Raw genomic sequence first — 15833 nt, 5'->3', positions numbered from 1 at the left:
TTTTGGGCTTGAATGGACACTGCATCGAAATACTCGGGCGCCTGGATCGTCATCCCCGCCTTCAACGAAGCCACCGTCATCGGCGAGGTGGTCGCCGATGTGCGCTCGATTTTCGACAACGTCGTCTGCGTCGACGACGGCAGCACCGACGACACGGGTGAGATCGCCAGGCGGGCGGGTGCTCATCTGGTGCGGCATCCGATCAATCTCGGCCAGGGCGCGGCCATCCAGACCGGCGTCGAGTACGCCCGCAAACAGCCTGGGGCGCAGGTGTTCGCCACGTTCGACGGCGACGGGCAGCATCGGGTCAAGGACCTGGCCACGATGGTGGACCGGCTCTGCGCGGAGGACGTCGACGTCGTCATCGGAACGCGGTTCGGCGCGCCCGGGGGCGCCCGCCCGCCGTTCGTCAAGCGGCTGGTGCTGCAGACCGCAGCGCGCCTGAGCCGACGTGGTCGCCGACTTGGCCTGACCGACACCAACAATGGGCTGCGAGTCTTCAACAAGAAAGTCGCCGACGGGCTGGACATCACCATGAGCGGCATGAGCCACGCCAACGAGTTCATCATGCTGATCGACGAAAACCATTGGCGCGTGGTCGAACAACCGGTCGAGGTGCTCTACACCGATTACTCGAAGTCGAAGGGGCAGCCGCTACTCAACGGCGTCAACATCATCTTCGACGGGTTCCTGCGAGGAAGGGTTCCGAGATGAACTGGATCCAGGTGTTGCTGATCGGGTCGATCATCGCGCTGCTGGCCTACCTGCTGCGGTCGCGCAGGAACGCGCGGTCGCGGGCCTGGGTCAAGGTCGGCTACATCATCTTCGTGCTGGCCGGTGTCTATGCCGTGCTGCGGCCGGACGACACCACGGTCGTGGCGCAGTGGTTCGGGGTGCGCCGCGGCACCGACCTGATGCTCTACGCGCTGGTCATGGCGTTCTGCTTCACCACGCTCAGCACGTACATGCGGTTCAAGGACCTGGAACTGCGCTATGCCCGACTCGCCCGCGCCCTCGCGCTCGAGGGCGCCCGGGAACCCGAGCGCCGCTAGACCGTCTCGGCGCCGCGGAAGAACTCGACCGTGCGGCGCACGCCGTCGTCGAGCCTGACCTGCGGCTTCCACCCCAAAACCCGTTCGGCCAGACCGATGTCGAGGCATGACCGCCTCAGATCGCCCAGCCGGTCCGGATGGAACTCCGGGTCGTCGGGCCCCCCGACGGCCGCGGCCACCACCGAATGCAGTTGCCGGTCAGAGGTTTCCGTTCCGGTGCCGATGTTGAACCGCTGCCCGCCACCCGCCTCCCCGGCGGCCTTGACGAACGCGTCCACCACGTCGTCGACGAACACGTAATCGCGGGTCTTGCTGCCGTCGCCGAACACCTTGGTGGGCTTACCCGACAGCAGCGCCTGGGCGAAGATCGCCACGACGCCGGCCTCGCCGTGCGGGTCCTGCCGGGGCCCGTAGACGTTGGCCGGGGCGATGTGCGAGCAATCCAGCCCGTACAGGTGGCGGAAGGTGTTCAGGTAGATCTCGCCGGCCACCTTTCCCGCGGCATACGGCGAAGCGGGGTCGGTCGGCACGGTCTCCGGGGTCGGGTACACCGGCGGGGTGCCGTAGATCGATCCACCGGACGAGGTGTGCACCACTTTGCGCACCCCAGCCCGTCGGGCCGCCTCGGCGAGGCGCACCGTGCCGATCACGTTGACCGAGGCGTCGAACTGCGGGTCGGCAACCGAGTGCCGCACGTCGATCTGGGCCGCCAGGTGGAACACCACCTCGGGCCGGAGCTCGTCGAGGATGGCCTGCAGATCAGCGGTGACGATATCCGCCTCGACGAAGACGTGCGCGGGGTTGTCGGCCAGGTGCTCGAGGTTGGTCGCGCGGCCGCTGGCGAAGTTGTCCAGCCCCACCACCGTGTGGCCGTCGGCCAGCAGACGGTCGACTAGCGTCGACCCGATGAAACCGGCCGACCCGGTAACCAGTGCGCGCACCGGCCCACCATACATAGTGGCCGTGGCCGTCGCCCTGATCGCCGCTGCGCTGGGAATACGCGCGGTGCTGGCGTTCGGGGGCTACTTCTATTGGGACGACCTGATCCTCATCGGGAAGGCCGGCACCCACAACCTGCTGTCGCCGGCGTACCTGTTCGACGACCACGACGGCCACGTGATGCCCGCCGCGTTCCTCGTCGGCGGCGCGATCGTCCGGCTGGCTCCGCTGAACTGGACCTCCCCGGCGATCAGCCTGGTGCTGCTGCAGCTGCTGGCCTCGCTGGCGCTGCTGCGTGCCCTGTACGTCATCCTCGGCCGGCGGCCGGTGCTGCTGGTCCCGCTGACGTTCGCGTTGTTCACGCCGCTGGCGGTGCCGGGGTTCGCCTGGTGGGCGGCGGCGCTGAACTCGCTGCCCATGCTGGCAGCGCTGGCGTGGGTGTGCGCCGACGCCATCCTGCTGGTGCGGACCGGTAACCAGCGCTACGCGGTCACCGGGACGCTGGTCTACTTCGGCGGGCTGCTGTTCTTCGAAAAGGCGGCGGTCATCCCGTTCGTCGCGTTCGCGGTGGCCGCGCTGCTGCGCCACGTCGAGGGCGACCGGGCGGCCCTGCTCACGGTGTGGCGGGCCGGGCTGCGTCTGTGGGTCGCGACGCTGGCGCTCACCGCCGGCTGGGTCGCGCTCTACCTGGTCGTGGTCAACCAGGGGCGGTGGAGCTCCGACCTGGCGATGACGGCGGACCTGCTGGCTCGATCGATCACGCACGGCATCGTCCCCGGGCTGGCCGGGGGCCCCTGGCACTGGGACCGCTGGGCGCCGGCCTCGCCGTGGGCCACGCCCACGCCGCTCGTGATGACGCTCGGCTGGCTGGTGCTGGGCGGCGCCGTCGCGGTCTCACTTCTGCGCAAGCAGCGCATCGGCCCGGTGTGGCTGACCGCGGCCGGCTACGCCGTCGCGTGCCAGGTGCCGATCTATCTGATGCGTTCGTCGAAGCTGACCGCGCTGGAACTCGCCCAAACCCTGCGCTACTTCCCGGATCTCGTCTTCGTGCTGGCGCTGCTGGCCGCCGTCGCGTTTTGCGCGCCGAACCGGCCCGTCGCGCCGCGCTGGCTGGACGCCTCGCGCGGACGCACCGCGGTGACGCTGGGTGTGGCGGCGTTGTTCGTGGCCAGCAGCCTGTACTCGACGGCGACCTTCTTGACCAGCTGGCGGGACAATCCGGCCCAGCGCTATTTGCAGAACGCACAGGCCGATCTGGCCGCCGCGCACGCGGCCTCCGCGGCACCGCTGCTGGACCAGGAGGTCGATCCGCTGGTGCTGCAACGGGTGGCGGCGCCGGAGAACCTGGCCAGCCACCTGTTCGCCCTGCTCCGGAACCGGCCCGAATTCGCCTCAGCCACAACGCAACTGCGAATGCTGGACAGCTCGGGCCGGCTGGTCAAGGCGCGGGTGACCTGGGTGCGGACCATCGCGCCGGGGCCCATGCCGCAATGCGGCTATTTCGCGCAGCCGGACAAGCCGGCGCGCCTGATCCTCGACGGGCCGCTGCTGCCCGCCGACTGGAGCGTCGAACTCAATTACCTGGCCAACAGCGAGGGAACGATGACGCTGTCGCTGACGCAGGGACCCGACGTCAAGGTGCCCGTGCACCCGGGGCTCAACCGGGTCTTCGCCCGGCTGCCGGGCGCCGGGGACGCGATCACCGTGCGCGCCAACACCACCGCGCTGGCGTTGTGCATCGCGTCGGGTCCGGTGGGGTTCCTGGCGCCGGCCTAGCCGCCAACCCCTGCGCGCCGAGCGTCACGCCGGCGTGACGCTGGGCGCCAATGGTCACGCCGGCGTGACGCTCGGTGCATGAAACTATGGAGCCGCCTGGGGGAATCGAACCCCCGACCTATTCATTACGAGTGAATCGCTCTACCGACTGAGCTAAGGCGGCACACCCTCACGCCGGGCGGCACGAGTCTACGGCAGGCCGGGGTGGCCCACCAAAGTCCGGGCAATCAATCGCGCAGTTCCTGGCCGAAGGTGGCCACCATGGCGTCGACGGCGAACTTGGGCTTGACGTTGATGGCCAACGCCTCGCGGCATTCCAGCACCGCCTCGATGCAGCGCAGCAACCGCCGGGGCGGGGCGTGGGCGGCCAGCGCCGCCACCCGGTCGGCCATATCCGGATGGTTGGGCCGCACCGAGCCCGCGCCCGCCGAGACCATCAGCGCATCGCGGAAATAGGTCGCCAGGTCGATCAGCGCCCGGTCCAGCGCGTCGCGCGAGGCCCGGGTCTGACGCGACTTCTGCCGCCGTTCGAGGTCTTTCATCGCGCCCGCGGCGCCCCGCATCGACCCGGCGGTGCCCTTGCCCGTGCCGCCGGCGCCCAGCGCCGTCCGCAGCTCTTCGGTCTCGGCCTCGGCCCGGTCCGCCGTGAGCACCACGGCCTCGGCTTCGGCCGCGGCCACCAACTCCTCGGCCGCGGCGTAGGCCCGCGAGGGCGTCGCCGCGTCCCGGACCAGCGCCAGCGCCCGCTCCCGGCGCTCCCGCGCCTCGGGATCGGTGGCCAGCCGCCGCGCCCGGCCCACGTGGCCGCCGCTGACCGACGCCGCCCAGTTCGCGGTTTCCGGGCTCAGGCCGTCGCTGTCCATCAGCACGCGCGCGATGGCCTCGGTCGGCGGCGTGACCAGCGCGACGTGCCGGCAGCGGGAACGCAACGTGATGGCGATGTCCTCGGGATCCACCGATGGCGCGCACAAGAGGAACACGGTCGACGGCGGCGGCTCCTCGACGACCTTCAGCAGCGCATTGGCCGCGCCCTCGGTGAGCCGGTCGGCGTCCTCGATCACCACGATCTGCCGGTGCCCGGTGGCCGGACGCCGCGACGCGATCTGCACGATCGCGCGCATCTCGTCGACCCCGATCGACAGCCCTTCCGGGATCACCCGGCGTACGTCGGCATGGGTGCCGGCCATGGTCGTCGTGCACGCCCGGCATTGCCCACACCCCGGTTCACCGTCGGAGGTGCACTGCAGCGCGGCCGCGAAGCACAGCGCCGCGACCGAGCGCCCCGATCCCGGTGGACCCGTGATCAGCCACGCATGTGTCATAGTTCCGGCGCCCGCTTCGCTGTGAACCAGATCACCGCGGGCGGCTCTGGCGGCGGCGAGCAGCTCGGCCGTCACCGCGTCCTGGCCTACCAGCCGCGTAAACACCCCGGACATCACCGGTAACAGTAGCCACCGCCGCAGACATATACCGATCGGCCACCGTATCGCGACAATGCCGTTACATTTCCCGCCTTTTCGGCCCGCGCGGGGGTGCCTGGAGATCGTTGGAAGTTTCCGACAAGTCCCTGCTGACCGATACGGTGGGATCGTGGCAACAGCGGCAGCACTGCCCGGGCGGATCAGCGCATTCGTCCGGTGGGTGGTCCGTACCCCATGGCCGCTGTTCTCCCTGAGCATGCTGCAGGCCGACATCATCGGCGCCCTCTTCGTCCTGGGCTTTCTGCGCTACGCCCTGCCCCCCGAGGATCGCATCCAGTTGCAGGATCTGCCGGTCCTGAACCTGGCGGTTTTCGGGACCGCGCTGGTGGTGCTCTTCCTGGCCGGCTGGACTGTCAACCTGAAGCTGCTGATGCCGGTCTTCCGCTGGCAGCGCCGCGACAACCTGCTAGCCGAGGCCGACCCGGCCGCCACCGAGCTGGCCCGTAGCCGCGCCCTGCGGATGCCCTTCTACCGCACGCTCATCAGCATGGCCGCCTGGTGCATCGGCGGCGTGGTCTTCATCATCGCCAGCTGGTCGGTTGCCCGGTTCGCCGCGCCGGTCGTGGCCGTCGCCACCGGGCTGGGCGCCGCGGCGACCGCGATCATCGGCTACCTGCAGTCCGAGCGGGTGCTGCGTCCGGTGGCCGTCGCGGCCCTGCGCAGTGGCGTGCCCGAGAACGTCCAGGCGCCCGGCGTCATCCTGCGGCAGATCCTGACGTGGATGCTGTCCACCGCCGTCCCGGTGCTGGCCATCGTGCTGGCGGTGGTGGCGGACAAGGCGTCCCTGCTGCACGCCACACCGGAGAAGCTGTTCACCCCCATCCTGCTGCTGGCGCTGGCGGCGTTGGGCATCGGTTTCGTCAGCACCCTGCTGGTGGCCATGTCGATCGCGGACCCGCTGCGTCAGCTGCGCTGGGCGCTGTCCGAGGTGCAGCGCGGAAACTACAACGCGCACATGCAGATCTACGACGCCAGCGAGCTGGGCCTGTTGCAGGCCGGCTTCAACGACATGGTGCGTGACCTGTCCGAACGGCAGCGGCTGCGCGACCTGTTCGGTCGCTACGTCGGCGAAGACGTCGCCCGCCGCGCCCTGGAGCGCGGCACCGAGCTGGGCGGCCAGGAACGCCACGTCGCGGTGCTGTTCGTCGACCTGGTCGGCTCCACCAAGCTCGCCGCTACCCGCCCGCCCGCCGAGGTGGTCCACCTGCTCAACGAGTTCTTCCGGGTGGTGGTCGAAACCGTGGGCCGGCACGGCGGTTTCGTCAACAAGTTCCAGGGCGACGCCGCTTTGGCCATCTTCGGTGCGCCGATCGAACACCCGGACGCTTCGGGCGGCGCGCTCGCCGCCGCGCGCGAGCTGCACGACGAGCTGCTCCCGGTGATCGGGTCGGCGGAGTTCGGGATCGGGGTGTCCGCGGGCCGGGCGATCGCCGGGCACATCGGCGCGCAGGCCCGCTTCGAGTACACGGTGATCGGCGACCCGGTCAACGAGGCCGCCCGGCTGACGGAGCTGGCGAAACTCGAGTCCGGCCACGTGCTGGCGTCGGCAATCGCCGTCAGCGGCGCGCTGGACGCCGAGGCGTTGTGCTGGGATGTGGGCGAGGTGGTCGAGTTGCGGGGCCGCACCGCCCCGACTCAGCTGGCGCGGCCGGTGAAGCTGGCCGGTTCCACGGATTCCCAACCCGTGCGAGCACCCGAAGAGGTGCACAGCGAGTCGATCGGCCCCGGCTACTAGGCGCCGGGCTAGCTGCTGCGCTTGGCGGCCTTCTTGGCCGGGGCCTTCTTGCGGGCGGCCTTCTTCGCGGGACGCTTCACCGGACCGCGCGCCCGCCGGTCGGCCAGCAGCTCGGCGGCGCGCTCGTCGGTGATGGACAGGACGTCGTCGCCCTTACGCAGGCTCGCGTTCGTCTCGCCGTCAGTGACGTAGGGCCCGAATCGGCCGTCCTTGATCACCATCGGCTTGCCGGTCGCCGGGTCGGCGCCCAGCTCCCGCAACGGCGGCGCGGCCGCGGCCTGCCTGCCACGCCGTTTCGGCTCCGCGTAAATCTTCAGCGCCTCGTCGAGCGTGATCTCGAAGATCTGGTCCTCGGTGGCGAGCGAACGAGAATCGGTGCCGCGCTTCAGGTATGGGCCGTAGCGACCGTTCTGCGCGGTGATCTCCTCGCCGGTCTGCGGGTCCACGCCGACCACCCGGGGCAGCGACAACAACTTCAGCGCGTCCTCGAGGGTGACGGTCTGCAGGTCCATGCTGCGCAGCAGCGAACCGGTGCGCGGCTTCGGGCCGGTGGGTTTCTTCCCCTTCTTGGCCGGGGAACCGCCGTCCTCCTCGCCGGGCGGCTCGGGCAGGATCTCGGTGACGTACGGGCCGTACCGGCCGTCCTTGGCGACGATCTCGTGACCCGTCTCCGGGTCAACGCCTAGCGTGCGGCCCTCCTGCGGGGTGGCGAACAGCTGCTCGGCCACCTCGAGCGTCAGCTCGTCGGGTGTCAGCGAGTCGTTGAGGTTGGCGCGCTGCGGCCCCAGCTCACCCTCGTCGTTGGTCACCATGCGTTCCAGGTATGGCCCGTTCTTGCCCACCCGGACGTACACGGGGCGGCCCTGCTCATCGTCAAACAGCTTGATGGAGTTGACTTCTCGCGCGTCGATGCCTTCGAGGTTGACGCCGACCAGCTTCTTCAGCCCGCCGGAGCGCGCCACCGAATCGGCCACCCCGTGTTCACCGCCGAAGTAGAAGCGGTTGAGCCAGTCGGTGCGACGCTCCTGCCCCGAGGCGATCGCGTCGAGCTCGTCCTCCATCGCCGCGGTGAAGCCGTAATCGACGAGCCGGCCGAAATGCCGCTCCAGCAAACCGATTACGGCGAACGCGACCCACGAGGGCACCAGGGCGCTGCCCTTCTTGTGCACGTAGCCGCGGTCCTGGATCGTCTTGATGATCGACGAATACGTCGACGGGCGGCCGATGCCCAGCTCCTCGAGCGCCTTCACCAGCGACGCCTCGGTGTAGCGCGCCGGCGGGTTGGTGGCGTGGCCGTCGGGAGTCAGCTCGATGGCGTCCAGCCGCTGGCCCTGCGTCAACTGCGGCAGCCGGCTCTCGGCGTCGTCGGCCTCGCCGCCGGCCAATTCGTCGACAGTCTCCACGTAGGCCTTCAGGAAGCCGGCGAAGGTGATGGTGCGCCCGCTCGCGGAGAACACGACTTGCCTTTCTCCGGACTGCCCATTGATCCGCAGGCTCAGCGTGGTGCCGCGCGCGTCGGCCATCTGCGAGGCCACGGTGCGCTGCCAGATCAGCTCGTAGAGCCGGAATTCGTCACCGTCGAGCTCACGGCGCACCGCGTCCGGGGTGGCGAAGGTCTCGCCGGCGGGCCGGATGGCCTCGTGCGCCTCCTGGGCGTTCTTGACCTTGCGGGTGTACTGGCGCGGCGACGGTGAGACGTACTCCTCGCCATAGAGCTGGCGCGCCTGCGTGCGCGCGGCGTTGATGGCCGACTGCGACAGCGTCGTCGAGTCGGTACGCATATAGGTGATGTAGCCGTTCTCATAGAGCCGCTGGGCGATGCTCATGGTGCGCTCGGAGGAGAACCGCAGCTTGCGGCCGGCCTCCTGCTGCAGCGTTGACGTCATGAACGGCGCGTAGGGCCGGCGGGTGTAGGGCTTCTCTTCCACCGAGGCGACCGACAGTTGGGCGCCGCGCAGCCCGGCCGCCAGCTCGGTCGCCCGGGCCTCGTCCAGCACGGTGACTTCTAGGGCGCCTTCGCCGCCCCTGTTGCGCAGCTGGCCCAGCGAGTCGAAGTCGCGGCCGGTGGCAACGCGCAGGCCGTCGACGTTGGTCAGCCGGGCCGTGAAGGTGGGCGGTGTGGCCTGCGGGTCGGACACGCTGGCGTCCAGACGGGCCAGGATGTCCCAGTAGGAGGCGCTGCGGAACGCCATGCGGTCGCGTTCCCGCTGCACGATGATGCGCGTGGCCACCGACTGGACGCGCCCCGCCGACAGCTTGGGCGCGACCTTCTTCCACAGCACCGGGCTGACCTCGTAGCCGTACAGCCGGTCCAGGATGCGGCGGGTTTCCTGCGCGTCGACCAGGTCGATGTCCAGGTCACGGGGATTTTCGGCGGCCTCGAGGATGGCCGGCTCGGTGATCTCGTGGAACACCATCCGCTTGACCGGGATGTTCGGCTTCAGCGTCTCCAGCAGGTGCCACGCGATGGCTTCGCCCTCGCGGTCACCGTCCGTGGCCAGGTAGAGCTCGTCAACGCCTTTCAGCAGGCCCTTCAGTTCGCTGACGGTGCTTTTCTTCTCCGGGCTGATGATGTAGAGCGGTTCGAAGTCGTGGTCGACGTTGACGCCGAGCCTGGCCCACGGCTCCGACTTGTATTTCGCCGGCACGTCGGCCGCGGCACGGGGCAGGTCGCGGATGTGGCCACGCGAGGATTCGACGATGTAGTTGGAACCCAGGTAACCGGCCAACTTGCGCGCCTTGGTCGGCGACTCGACGATGACGAGTCGCCTACGGCTCCCAGCCCGGCCGCTTTCGCGGTCCTTGAGATTAGGGTCGGCCAACTACGCTTACGCTCCATCCTTGATTCCGGCCCCCCTGCGAGGCCGCCCCGCAGAAGAATGACAGGCCGGCGTCAAAAATTCCGCGGAAATTCAGATACGCCAGCGTTCCGTCGCCCTCGGGCACCTGACAATTTCGCACCCTGAGGCGCGACTGCGCAAACCGGCCGCCCGAAATGCAAATCCTTTTCCGGGGTTATACCCGCGGCCACACCGATGATGCGTCGACGCCGGCGGGGGCGTCGCCCACGTTCTCTACCAGGCGCGATAGCCGGCGACGGCCGCTGATCCGCAGCGCCGGGCGGCCCCCGCGGGTGCCGATCAATGTGGGCGCGATCCCGACCCGCATCAAAGCCGACGCCAGCGGGGAATGGGTGTCGGGCGCGTGGGGATCCAGGCCCAACAGGTAATGGTCGCCCTCCGGGTGACCGGCCGCCAGCGTCCAGGCCCGCAATTCCCGCGGCCCGGGCAGCCACCGTGGCGGCACCGTTTTGACCGCGCCGCGCGTCCATTCGGCGGCCAAATTCACCAACGCCGCGGTGACCGCCGTCCGCACCAGCGGGGTGTCCTCGTCGGTGCGCGCGATCTCGGGCTCCAGTCCCGCCTCGCGGATCATCTCGGCCAGCGCGGCGGCACGCCAGGCCTGATCCACCACCACGGAGAGGCGCGCGCCCTGCGCCCCCGGACCGCCGACCATGACGATCTGACCGGAGGCCGCCAGCACCCCGGAGAGATCGGCTACCGCGGGCGGCACCGACTCCGCTGTAAAGAAGGAAAGCTGGCTCACGCCACCGACAGTAGGCCAGGTCGACCATTCGCGTCTTGAGGCAACCGGCGCGGCGGCGATTCGGCCCAGGCGGAATACGAAAACCCCCCGGCCGGCCCGCTGGGCGGGACTGCACGGGGGGTCCGTGGAGAATCGGCTCGTCTTAGACGGAGCGGACTCCGGTGGCCTGGGGGCCCTTAGGGCTGTGGCCGATTTCGAACTCGACCTTCTGGTTTTCTTCGAGGGTGCGGAAGCCCGAACCCTGGATCTCCGTGTAGTGGACAAACACGTCGGCGGATCCGTCTTCGGGGGCGATGAACCCGAAGCCCTTCTCCGCGTTGAACCACTTCACAGTTCCCTGTGGCATCTCTCGATCTTTCCTTTTCTTCTGGGTGCGGGGCATCGCCTTTCGATGCCCCGGGCCGGGTACGACCGCCATACCTCGCTCAGTCGCCGGAACTTCACCCGACCGATTAACCTCGCAGGAACCGCGGCCGCAACGTCGATCCTGCGAAAGTTTGCACGAACACAGAAGCTGCGACCGCAAATAGTCAACCATGTTCATCGCTTCGGCGACAGACTTGCGCCTTGGACGCATTCTGAGCCGGGTTTCCAGGAGGGTGCGAATGGCGAGTTTCGGCAGCGACCTGCTCGCCGCCGCGCTCGCCGGTACCGCCGCCGATGAGCACCCGCTGCGCCACGTCGCCGAGCTGCCGCCGCGAAGCGGCCGCCCGCACAAGTGGCCGGCGTGGGCCGAGCCCGACGTGGTGCGCGCCTTCACCGACCGCGGGGTCAGTTCGCCCTGGTCACACCAGTCGGCAGCCGCGGAACTGGCGCACGCCGGCCGTCATGTGGTGGTAAGCACCGGGACCGCGTCGGGCAAGTCACTGGCGTATCAGCTTCCCGTCCTCAACGCGCTGGCCACCGATCCGCGCGCCCGGGTGCTGTACCTGTCCCCGACGAAGGCGCTGGGCCACGACCAGTTGCGGGCCGCGCACGCGCTGACGGCGGCCATCCCGCGGCTGCATGACGTCGCTCCCACCGCCTACGACGGCGACAGCCCCCCGGAAGTCCGCCGCTTCGCGCGGGAGCGATCCCGGTGGCTGTTTTCCAATCCCGACATGATCCATTTGTCGATTCTGCGCAACCACGCGCGCTGGGCCGTGCTGATGCGGGGTCTCCGGTTCGTGATCGTCGACGAATGCCATTACTACCGTGGCGTTTTCGGGTCCAACGTGGCGATGGTGCTGCGCCGGTTGCTGCGGCTGTGTGCGCGATACTCTTCTACACCGACGGTCATCTTCGCCAGCGCGACGACGGATGAACCGGGCGCGACGGCCGCCGAGCTGATCGGCCTTCCGGTCGAGGAGGTCACCGAGGACGGTTCACCCCAGGGGGCCCGGACTGTCGCGTTGTGGGAGCCGGCGCTGCGGACCGACCTGCTCGGCGAGAACGGCGCACCGGTTCGCCGCTCGGCGGGTTCGGAGGCGGCGCGGGTGATGGCCGACCTGGTTGCCGAGGGGGCGCAGACGCTGACGTTCGTGCGCTCGCGCCGCGCCGCGGAGTTGACCGCGCTCGGCACCCGAGCGCGGTTGGACGAGATCGCCCCTGAGCTCTCGGGCAAGGTGGCGTCGTATCGGGCCGGTTATCTCGCCGAGGACCGCACTGCGCTGGAGCGGGCCCTCGCGGAGGGCCGGCTGCGCGGCCTGGCCACCACGAACGCCCTGGAGCTGGGTGTGGACATCGCGGGGCTGGACGCGGTCGTGCTCGCCGGGTTCCCCGGCACGGTCGCCTCGTTCTGGCAGCAGGCCGGCCGGTCGGGCCGCCGCGGGCAGGGTGCGCTGGTGGTGCTGATCGCCCGCGACGATCCGCTGGACACGTATCTGGTGCACAACCCCGCCGCGCTGCTGGGCAAGCCGGTCGAGCGGGTGGTGATCGACCCCGCCAACCCCTACATTCTGGGGCCCCAACTCCTTTGCGCCGCAACCGAAATGCCGCTCGACGAGGCCGAGGTGCGCGACTTCGGCGCAACCGAGGTGGCCGAGGGCCTGATCGACGAATTGGTTCAGCAAGGGCTGCTGCGGCGGCGCAACGGCAAGTACTTTCCCGCGGCCGGCCTAGAACCGCATGGCGCGGTGGACATCCGCGGGTCGTCGGGCGGCCAGATCGTCATCGTGGAGGCTAATACGGGCCGGCTGCTGGGCAGCACCGGCGTCGGTCAGGCCCCGGCATCGGTCCACCCGGGCGCCGTCTACCTCCATCAGGGGGAGAGTTACGTCGTCGACTCGTTGGACCTCGCGGACGCGATCGCCTTCGTGCACGCCGAGGACCCCGGTTACGCGACGTTTGCGCGGGAGATCACCGACATCACCGTCACCGGTGCCGGCGAACGCGCGCAGTTCGGGCCGGTCACCCTTGGTCTGGTGCCCGTCACCGTCACCCACCAAGTGGTGGGGTATCTGCGGCGGCGGTTGTCCGGCGAGGTGATCGACTTCATCGAGTTGGACATGCCCGAACACACGCTGGCAACCACCGCGGTGATGTACACCGTCACCGAAGAGGCGTTGCAGCGCAAGGGCATTGACGCGCCCCGGATCCCCGGATCGCTGCATGCCGCCGAGCACGCGGCGATCGGCCTGCTGCCATTGGTGGCCAGCTGCGATCGAGGCGATATCGGTGGCTTGTCCACCGCGGTGGGACCGGACCCGGCCGGCCTGCCCAGTGTCTTCGTGTACGACGGCTATCCGGGCGGCGCCGGGTTCGCCGAACGCGGCTTTCGTCAGGTGCGCACCTGGCTGGGTGCGACCGCCGCCGCTATCGAGGCATGTGAGTGCCCCCGGGGATGTCCGTCGTGCGTGCAGTCCCCCAAATGCGGAAACGGCAATGACCCGCTCGACAAGGCCGGTGCGGTGCGGGTGCTGCAACTGGTCCTCGCGGAGCTGTCGCACGCCGAGCGACCCGGCGGATGATGCTCAGCAGCAATTTATCGATCCCCCAACGACATTGGCGAATTCACCGGATCCCGGGCGCGGCGACCCCTGAGGCTCGCGACCGGCGCCGACATGGCCGGTAGGCCCGAGGTCCCAACGATTCGGCCTCCCGCCGTAAAATCGGCCGCATGGGCCACGACTGGTTGCTCGTGGAGACGCTGGGGGGTGAACCCACCGTGGTGGCGCAGGGGCGCCAACTGAAGAATCTCGTCCCCATCACCACGTTCATGCGCCGCAGCCCCTATCTCTCCGCGGTTCGGACGGCGATCGCCGAGACGGTTAAGACAGGCCAGAGCTTGACCAGCATCACTCCCAAGCGTGACCGCGTCATTCGCACCGAACCCGTGGTGATGTCCGACGGCTACATCCACGGAGTGCACGTGTGGACTGGCCCCGCCGACGTCGAACCGCCCGAGCGGCCGACCCCCGGGCCGCTGAAGTGGGACCTGACCATGGGCGTCGCCACCGACACCCGGGAGTCGTTGGCCAACAGCGGAAAGAATCCCGAAGTCGAGGTCACCTTCGGCAGGGCCTTCGCGGAAGACCTTCCCTCGCGCGAGCTCAACCCCAACGAAACCAAGGTGCTCGCCATGGCCGTCAAGGCTGAGCCCGACCAAACGCTGTGCAGCAACTGGGATCTCACCGACTGGCAGGGCAACCCCATGCGGATCGGTTTCGTTGCGCGCACCGGCCTGGAGGCCGGACCCGATGGCCGGGACCATCTGGTCGCGCGGGCGATCAACTGGCGCGCCGACCTCAAGGGCCCGGAGGTGTCGACAGACGATCTGGCGCAACGGATCCTGAGCGGACTCGCCCAGGCCGGCGTCCACCGCGCGCTGATCGACCTCAAGAACTGGGCCCTGTTGAAATGGCTGGACGAGCCCTGCACCTTCTACGACTGGCGTGGCAGTGAGACCGGCCGGCCGAAGGTACATCCCGACGATCAGCACCTGGTGGCCTCGATGACCGAGGAGTTCGCCAACGGCGCGACCAGCCGCGTGCTGCGAATGCCGGGCCATCACGACGATTGGGTGCCGGTGCACGTCACGGTCAACAGGGTGGAACTCGAACCGGATACCTACGCCGGGCTGGTCTCGCTGCGGCTGCCGTCCGACGAGGAACTCGCCGCCGCCGGGTTGCTGGCCGCCCCCGATCCGGGGGCCTAGCCCACGACGGGCAGTGCCATGAAAATTACGTCCGGCAGGCGTCAGCCGCCGACTGGCCCCGCCCGCGCGGCGGCGCTCGCCGCACCGCCGAAGACCGCCACCCGGACCCTGACGACGACGTCGAGATCGTCCACCGCACAACTGACGTCGCCGGTTCGCATTTCGCGGGCGACCGCCGTCGCGCGGGCGCAGGCCGCGTCGGCCCCCGCCGGCAGCCGGGCCGCCGCGGCCAACGCGGCCAGATCGGCGGCCGCCTGCGCGCGATGACGCGCCACCACCACCGAGCCGAGGTACGCCCCGGCCCCCGTGACACATAGCAGCACCGCGACCATCCAGGCCGCGACCAGGGTGGCCGAGCCCCGATCATCCCGACGGCTCCGCGACCGAGATCGCTCTGGCCGCAATGTCGAGCGCCGGCAATAACTTCGAGCGCGCGACGACGGTCGCCACCAGGAACTCGCCATCGCGGTGAAACTCCACCCGCGCCCCGCCGGGGGCGATGCGGCGAGCCGCGCCGAGCGCCGAGCGTTCGTCGCCGCGGGCGGCCAGCCGGGCGGCCTCACGGGCCGCGTCCACGCAGCGGATCTGCGTCGACACCGCGGTGACGCCCGCCAGACACAGCACCAGCACGACGACCAGCGTGGCGACGCCCAGCGCCGCTTCCACGGTGCTGGCACCCGCACTGCCGGCTAGGCCTTGGTGCTGAGCGCGCGACCGATGATGTTCGTCAGCGCCGACACGACGGAGTCGCCGGTCACGACGGTGTACAGGATCGCACCGAAGGCGGCGGCCGCGATCGTGCCGATCGCGTATTCGACCGTGGACATGCCCGACTCGTCGGACACCAGGACCGTTACGCGGGCAACGAACTCTCGAAATATCTTGTGCAGCAATGCTTCCCCTCCTTCTCACCACAGTCCCGATTGCAAAACGCCGCCGGCGAGCCCGGCCACCACGGGAACGATCCCGAGGCACACGAACGCCGGCAAGAAGCACAATCCCAGCGGTCCGGCGATCAGCACCCCGGCGCGCTCGGCGGCCGCGGTGGCCGCGTGCGCGGCGCTGGCCGAGGGCGTCGCCGAACTGGCCGGTCAGGCGCGCCACGACGC

The 15833-nt window shown here is 69.6% G+C and carries 14 protein-coding genes, 1 tRNA gene and 1 pseudogene; 6 read left to right on the top strand and 10 right to left on the bottom strand.

Annotation, left to right across the window (positions count from 1 at the left end; translation table 11 throughout):
- Positions 1–12: 12 nt before the first annotated feature.
- Positions 13–714 carry a glycosyltransferase family 2 protein gene (locus A5678_RS10250; protein ID WP_068041615.1) on the top strand — a complete coding sequence of 234 codons (702 nt, stop codon included), beginning with the start codon at positions 13–15 and terminating at the stop codon, positions 712–714.
- Positions 711–1052: a DUF2304 domain-containing protein gene (locus tag A5678_RS10245; RefSeq protein WP_068041612.1), complete on the top strand. Its 342-nt coding sequence runs from the start codon at positions 711–713 to the stop codon at positions 1050–1052. The genes A5678_RS10250 and A5678_RS10245 overlap by 4 nt, the downstream gene beginning before the upstream one ends.
- On the opposite strand, the gene A5678_RS10240 is transcribed toward A5678_RS10245, so the two are convergent.
- Positions 1049–1993: an NAD-dependent epimerase/dehydratase family protein gene (locus A5678_RS10240; protein ID WP_156746841.1), complete on the bottom strand. Its 945-nt coding sequence runs from the start codon at positions 1991–1993 to the stop codon at positions 1049–1051. The two genes, A5678_RS10245 and A5678_RS10240, sit on opposite strands and share 4 nt — an antisense overlap.
- Between A5678_RS10240 and A5678_RS10235 the strand changes: the two genes are divergently transcribed.
- Positions 1959–3767, top strand: a complete 1809-nt coding sequence (locus A5678_RS10235; RefSeq protein WP_197502093.1) for a hypothetical protein — start codon at positions 1959–1961, stop codon at positions 3765–3767. The genes A5678_RS10240 and A5678_RS10235 overlap by 35 nt on opposite strands.
- An 87-nt stretch (positions 3768–3854) precedes the next feature.
- On the opposite strand, the gene A5678_RS10230 is transcribed toward A5678_RS10235, so the two are convergent.
- Positions 3855–3930, bottom strand: a tRNA-Thr gene (locus A5678_RS10230).
- 64 nt (positions 3931–3994) lie between these two features.
- Complete coding sequence (locus A5678_RS10225; protein WP_068041605.1) at positions 3995–5203, bottom strand: DNA polymerase III subunit delta'; 1209 nt, start codon at positions 5201–5203, stop codon at positions 3995–3997.
- Between the two features lie 58 nt (positions 5204–5261).
- Between A5678_RS10225 and A5678_RS10220 the strand changes: the two genes are divergently transcribed.
- On the top strand, positions 5262–6983 hold the full coding sequence (locus A5678_RS10220; protein WP_231983630.1) for an adenylate/guanylate cyclase domain-containing protein: 1722 nt from the start codon (positions 5262–5264) through the stop codon (positions 6981–6983).
- An 8-nt stretch (positions 6984–6991) separates the two neighbouring features.
- On the opposite strand, the gene topA is transcribed toward A5678_RS10220, so the two are convergent.
- The 3 genes from topA to cspA form a co-directional block, all read right to left on the bottom strand.
- On the bottom strand, positions 6992–9805 hold the full coding sequence (gene topA / locus A5678_RS10215; protein ID WP_068041598.1) for a type I DNA topoisomerase: 2814 nt from the start codon (positions 9803–9805) through the stop codon (positions 6992–6994).
- Positions 9806–9998: 193 nt separating this feature from the next.
- Complete coding sequence (locus tag A5678_RS10210; protein ID WP_068041595.1) at positions 9999–10589, bottom strand: hypothetical protein; 591 nt, start codon at positions 10587–10589, stop codon at positions 9999–10001.
- Positions 10590–10731: 142 nt separating this feature from the next.
- Positions 10732–10935, bottom strand: coding sequence for a cold shock protein CspA (gene cspA / locus A5678_RS10205; protein WP_007166602.1), 204 nt, complete (start codon positions 10933–10935; stop codon positions 10732–10734).
- 259 nt (positions 10936–11194) lie between these two features.
- Between cspA and A5678_RS10200 the strand changes: the two genes are divergently transcribed.
- Together A5678_RS10200 and A5678_RS10195 are read left to right on the top strand one after the other, a co-directional pair.
- On the top strand, positions 11195–13537 hold the full coding sequence (locus tag A5678_RS10200) for a DEAD/DEAH box helicase (protein WP_068041592.1): 2343 nt from the start codon (positions 11195–11197) through the stop codon (positions 13535–13537).
- Positions 13538–13686: 149 nt separating this feature from the next.
- Positions 13687–14724 carry a PAS domain-containing protein gene (locus A5678_RS10195; protein ID WP_068041589.1) on the top strand — a complete coding sequence of 346 codons (1038 nt, stop codon included), beginning with the start codon at positions 13687–13689 and terminating at the stop codon, positions 14722–14724.
- Between the two features lie 41 nt (positions 14725–14765).
- Here A5678_RS10195 and A5678_RS10190 read toward each other — a convergent pair whose 3' ends face one another.
- The 4 genes and pseudogenes from A5678_RS10190 to A5678_RS27825 form a co-directional block, all read right to left on the bottom strand.
- Positions 14766–15056, bottom strand: coding sequence for an Rv3654c family TadE-like protein (locus A5678_RS10190; RefSeq protein WP_231983629.1), 291 nt, complete (start codon positions 15054–15056; stop codon positions 14766–14768).
- A gap of 31 nt (positions 15057–15087) precedes the next feature.
- Complete coding sequence (locus A5678_RS10185; RefSeq protein WP_082945485.1) at positions 15088–15390, bottom strand: TadE family type IV pilus minor pilin; 303 nt, start codon at positions 15388–15390, stop codon at positions 15088–15090.
- A gap of 23 nt (positions 15391–15413) precedes the next feature.
- Complete coding sequence (locus tag A5678_RS10180) at positions 15414–15614, bottom strand: DUF4244 domain-containing protein (RefSeq protein ID WP_082945488.1); 201 nt, start codon at positions 15612–15614, stop codon at positions 15414–15416.
- A gap of 18 nt (positions 15615–15632) precedes the next feature.
- Positions 15633–15785, bottom strand: a pseudogene (locus A5678_RS27825) (type II secretion system F family protein); the annotation flags it as partial.
- Positions 15786–15833 lie beyond the last annotated feature (48 nt).

Origin of the sequence: Mycobacterium sp. E2733 (assembly GCF_001667585.1) — a bacterium.
Lineage (GTDB): Bacteria > Actinomycetota > Actinomycetes > Mycobacteriales > Mycobacteriaceae > Mycobacterium.
Note: the sequence above shows the minus strand (reverse complement) of the source record. Positions and strands in the feature narration are given on the sequence as shown.

Bases quoted from the DNA above. Each gene is read 5' to 3' on its own strand.
- A5678_RS10250 (WP_068041615.1), top strand. From the start codon at position 13: ATGGACACTGCATCGAAATACTCGGGCGCCTGGATCGTCATCCCCGCC.
- A5678_RS10245 (WP_068041612.1), top strand. From the start codon at position 711: ATGAACTGGATCCAGGTGTTGCTGATCGGGTCGATCATCGCGCTGCTG.
- A5678_RS10235 (WP_197502093.1), top strand. From the start codon at position 1,959: ATGAAACCGGCCGACCCGGTAACCAGTGCGCGCACCGGCCCACCATAC.
- A5678_RS10225 (WP_068041605.1), bottom strand. From the start codon at position 5,203: ATGTCCGGGGTGTTTACGCGGCTGGTAGGCCAGGACGCGGTGACGGCC.
- A5678_RS10220 (WP_231983630.1), top strand. From the start codon at position 5,262: ATGCCGTTACATTTCCCGCCTTTTCGGCCCGCGCGGGGGTGCCTGGAG.
- cspA (WP_007166602.1), bottom strand. From the start codon at position 10,935: ATGCCACAGGGAACTGTGAAGTGGTTCAACGCGGAGAAGGGCTTCGGG.
- A5678_RS10200 (WP_068041592.1), top strand. From the start codon at position 11,195: ATGGCGAGTTTCGGCAGCGACCTGCTCGCCGCCGCGCTCGCCGGTACC.
- A5678_RS10195 (WP_068041589.1), top strand. From the start codon at position 13,687: ATGGGCCACGACTGGTTGCTCGTGGAGACGCTGGGGGGTGAACCCACC.
- A5678_RS10190 (WP_231983629.1), bottom strand. From the start codon at position 15,056: ATGGTCGCGGTGCTGCTATGTGTCACGGGGGCCGGGGCGTACCTCGGC.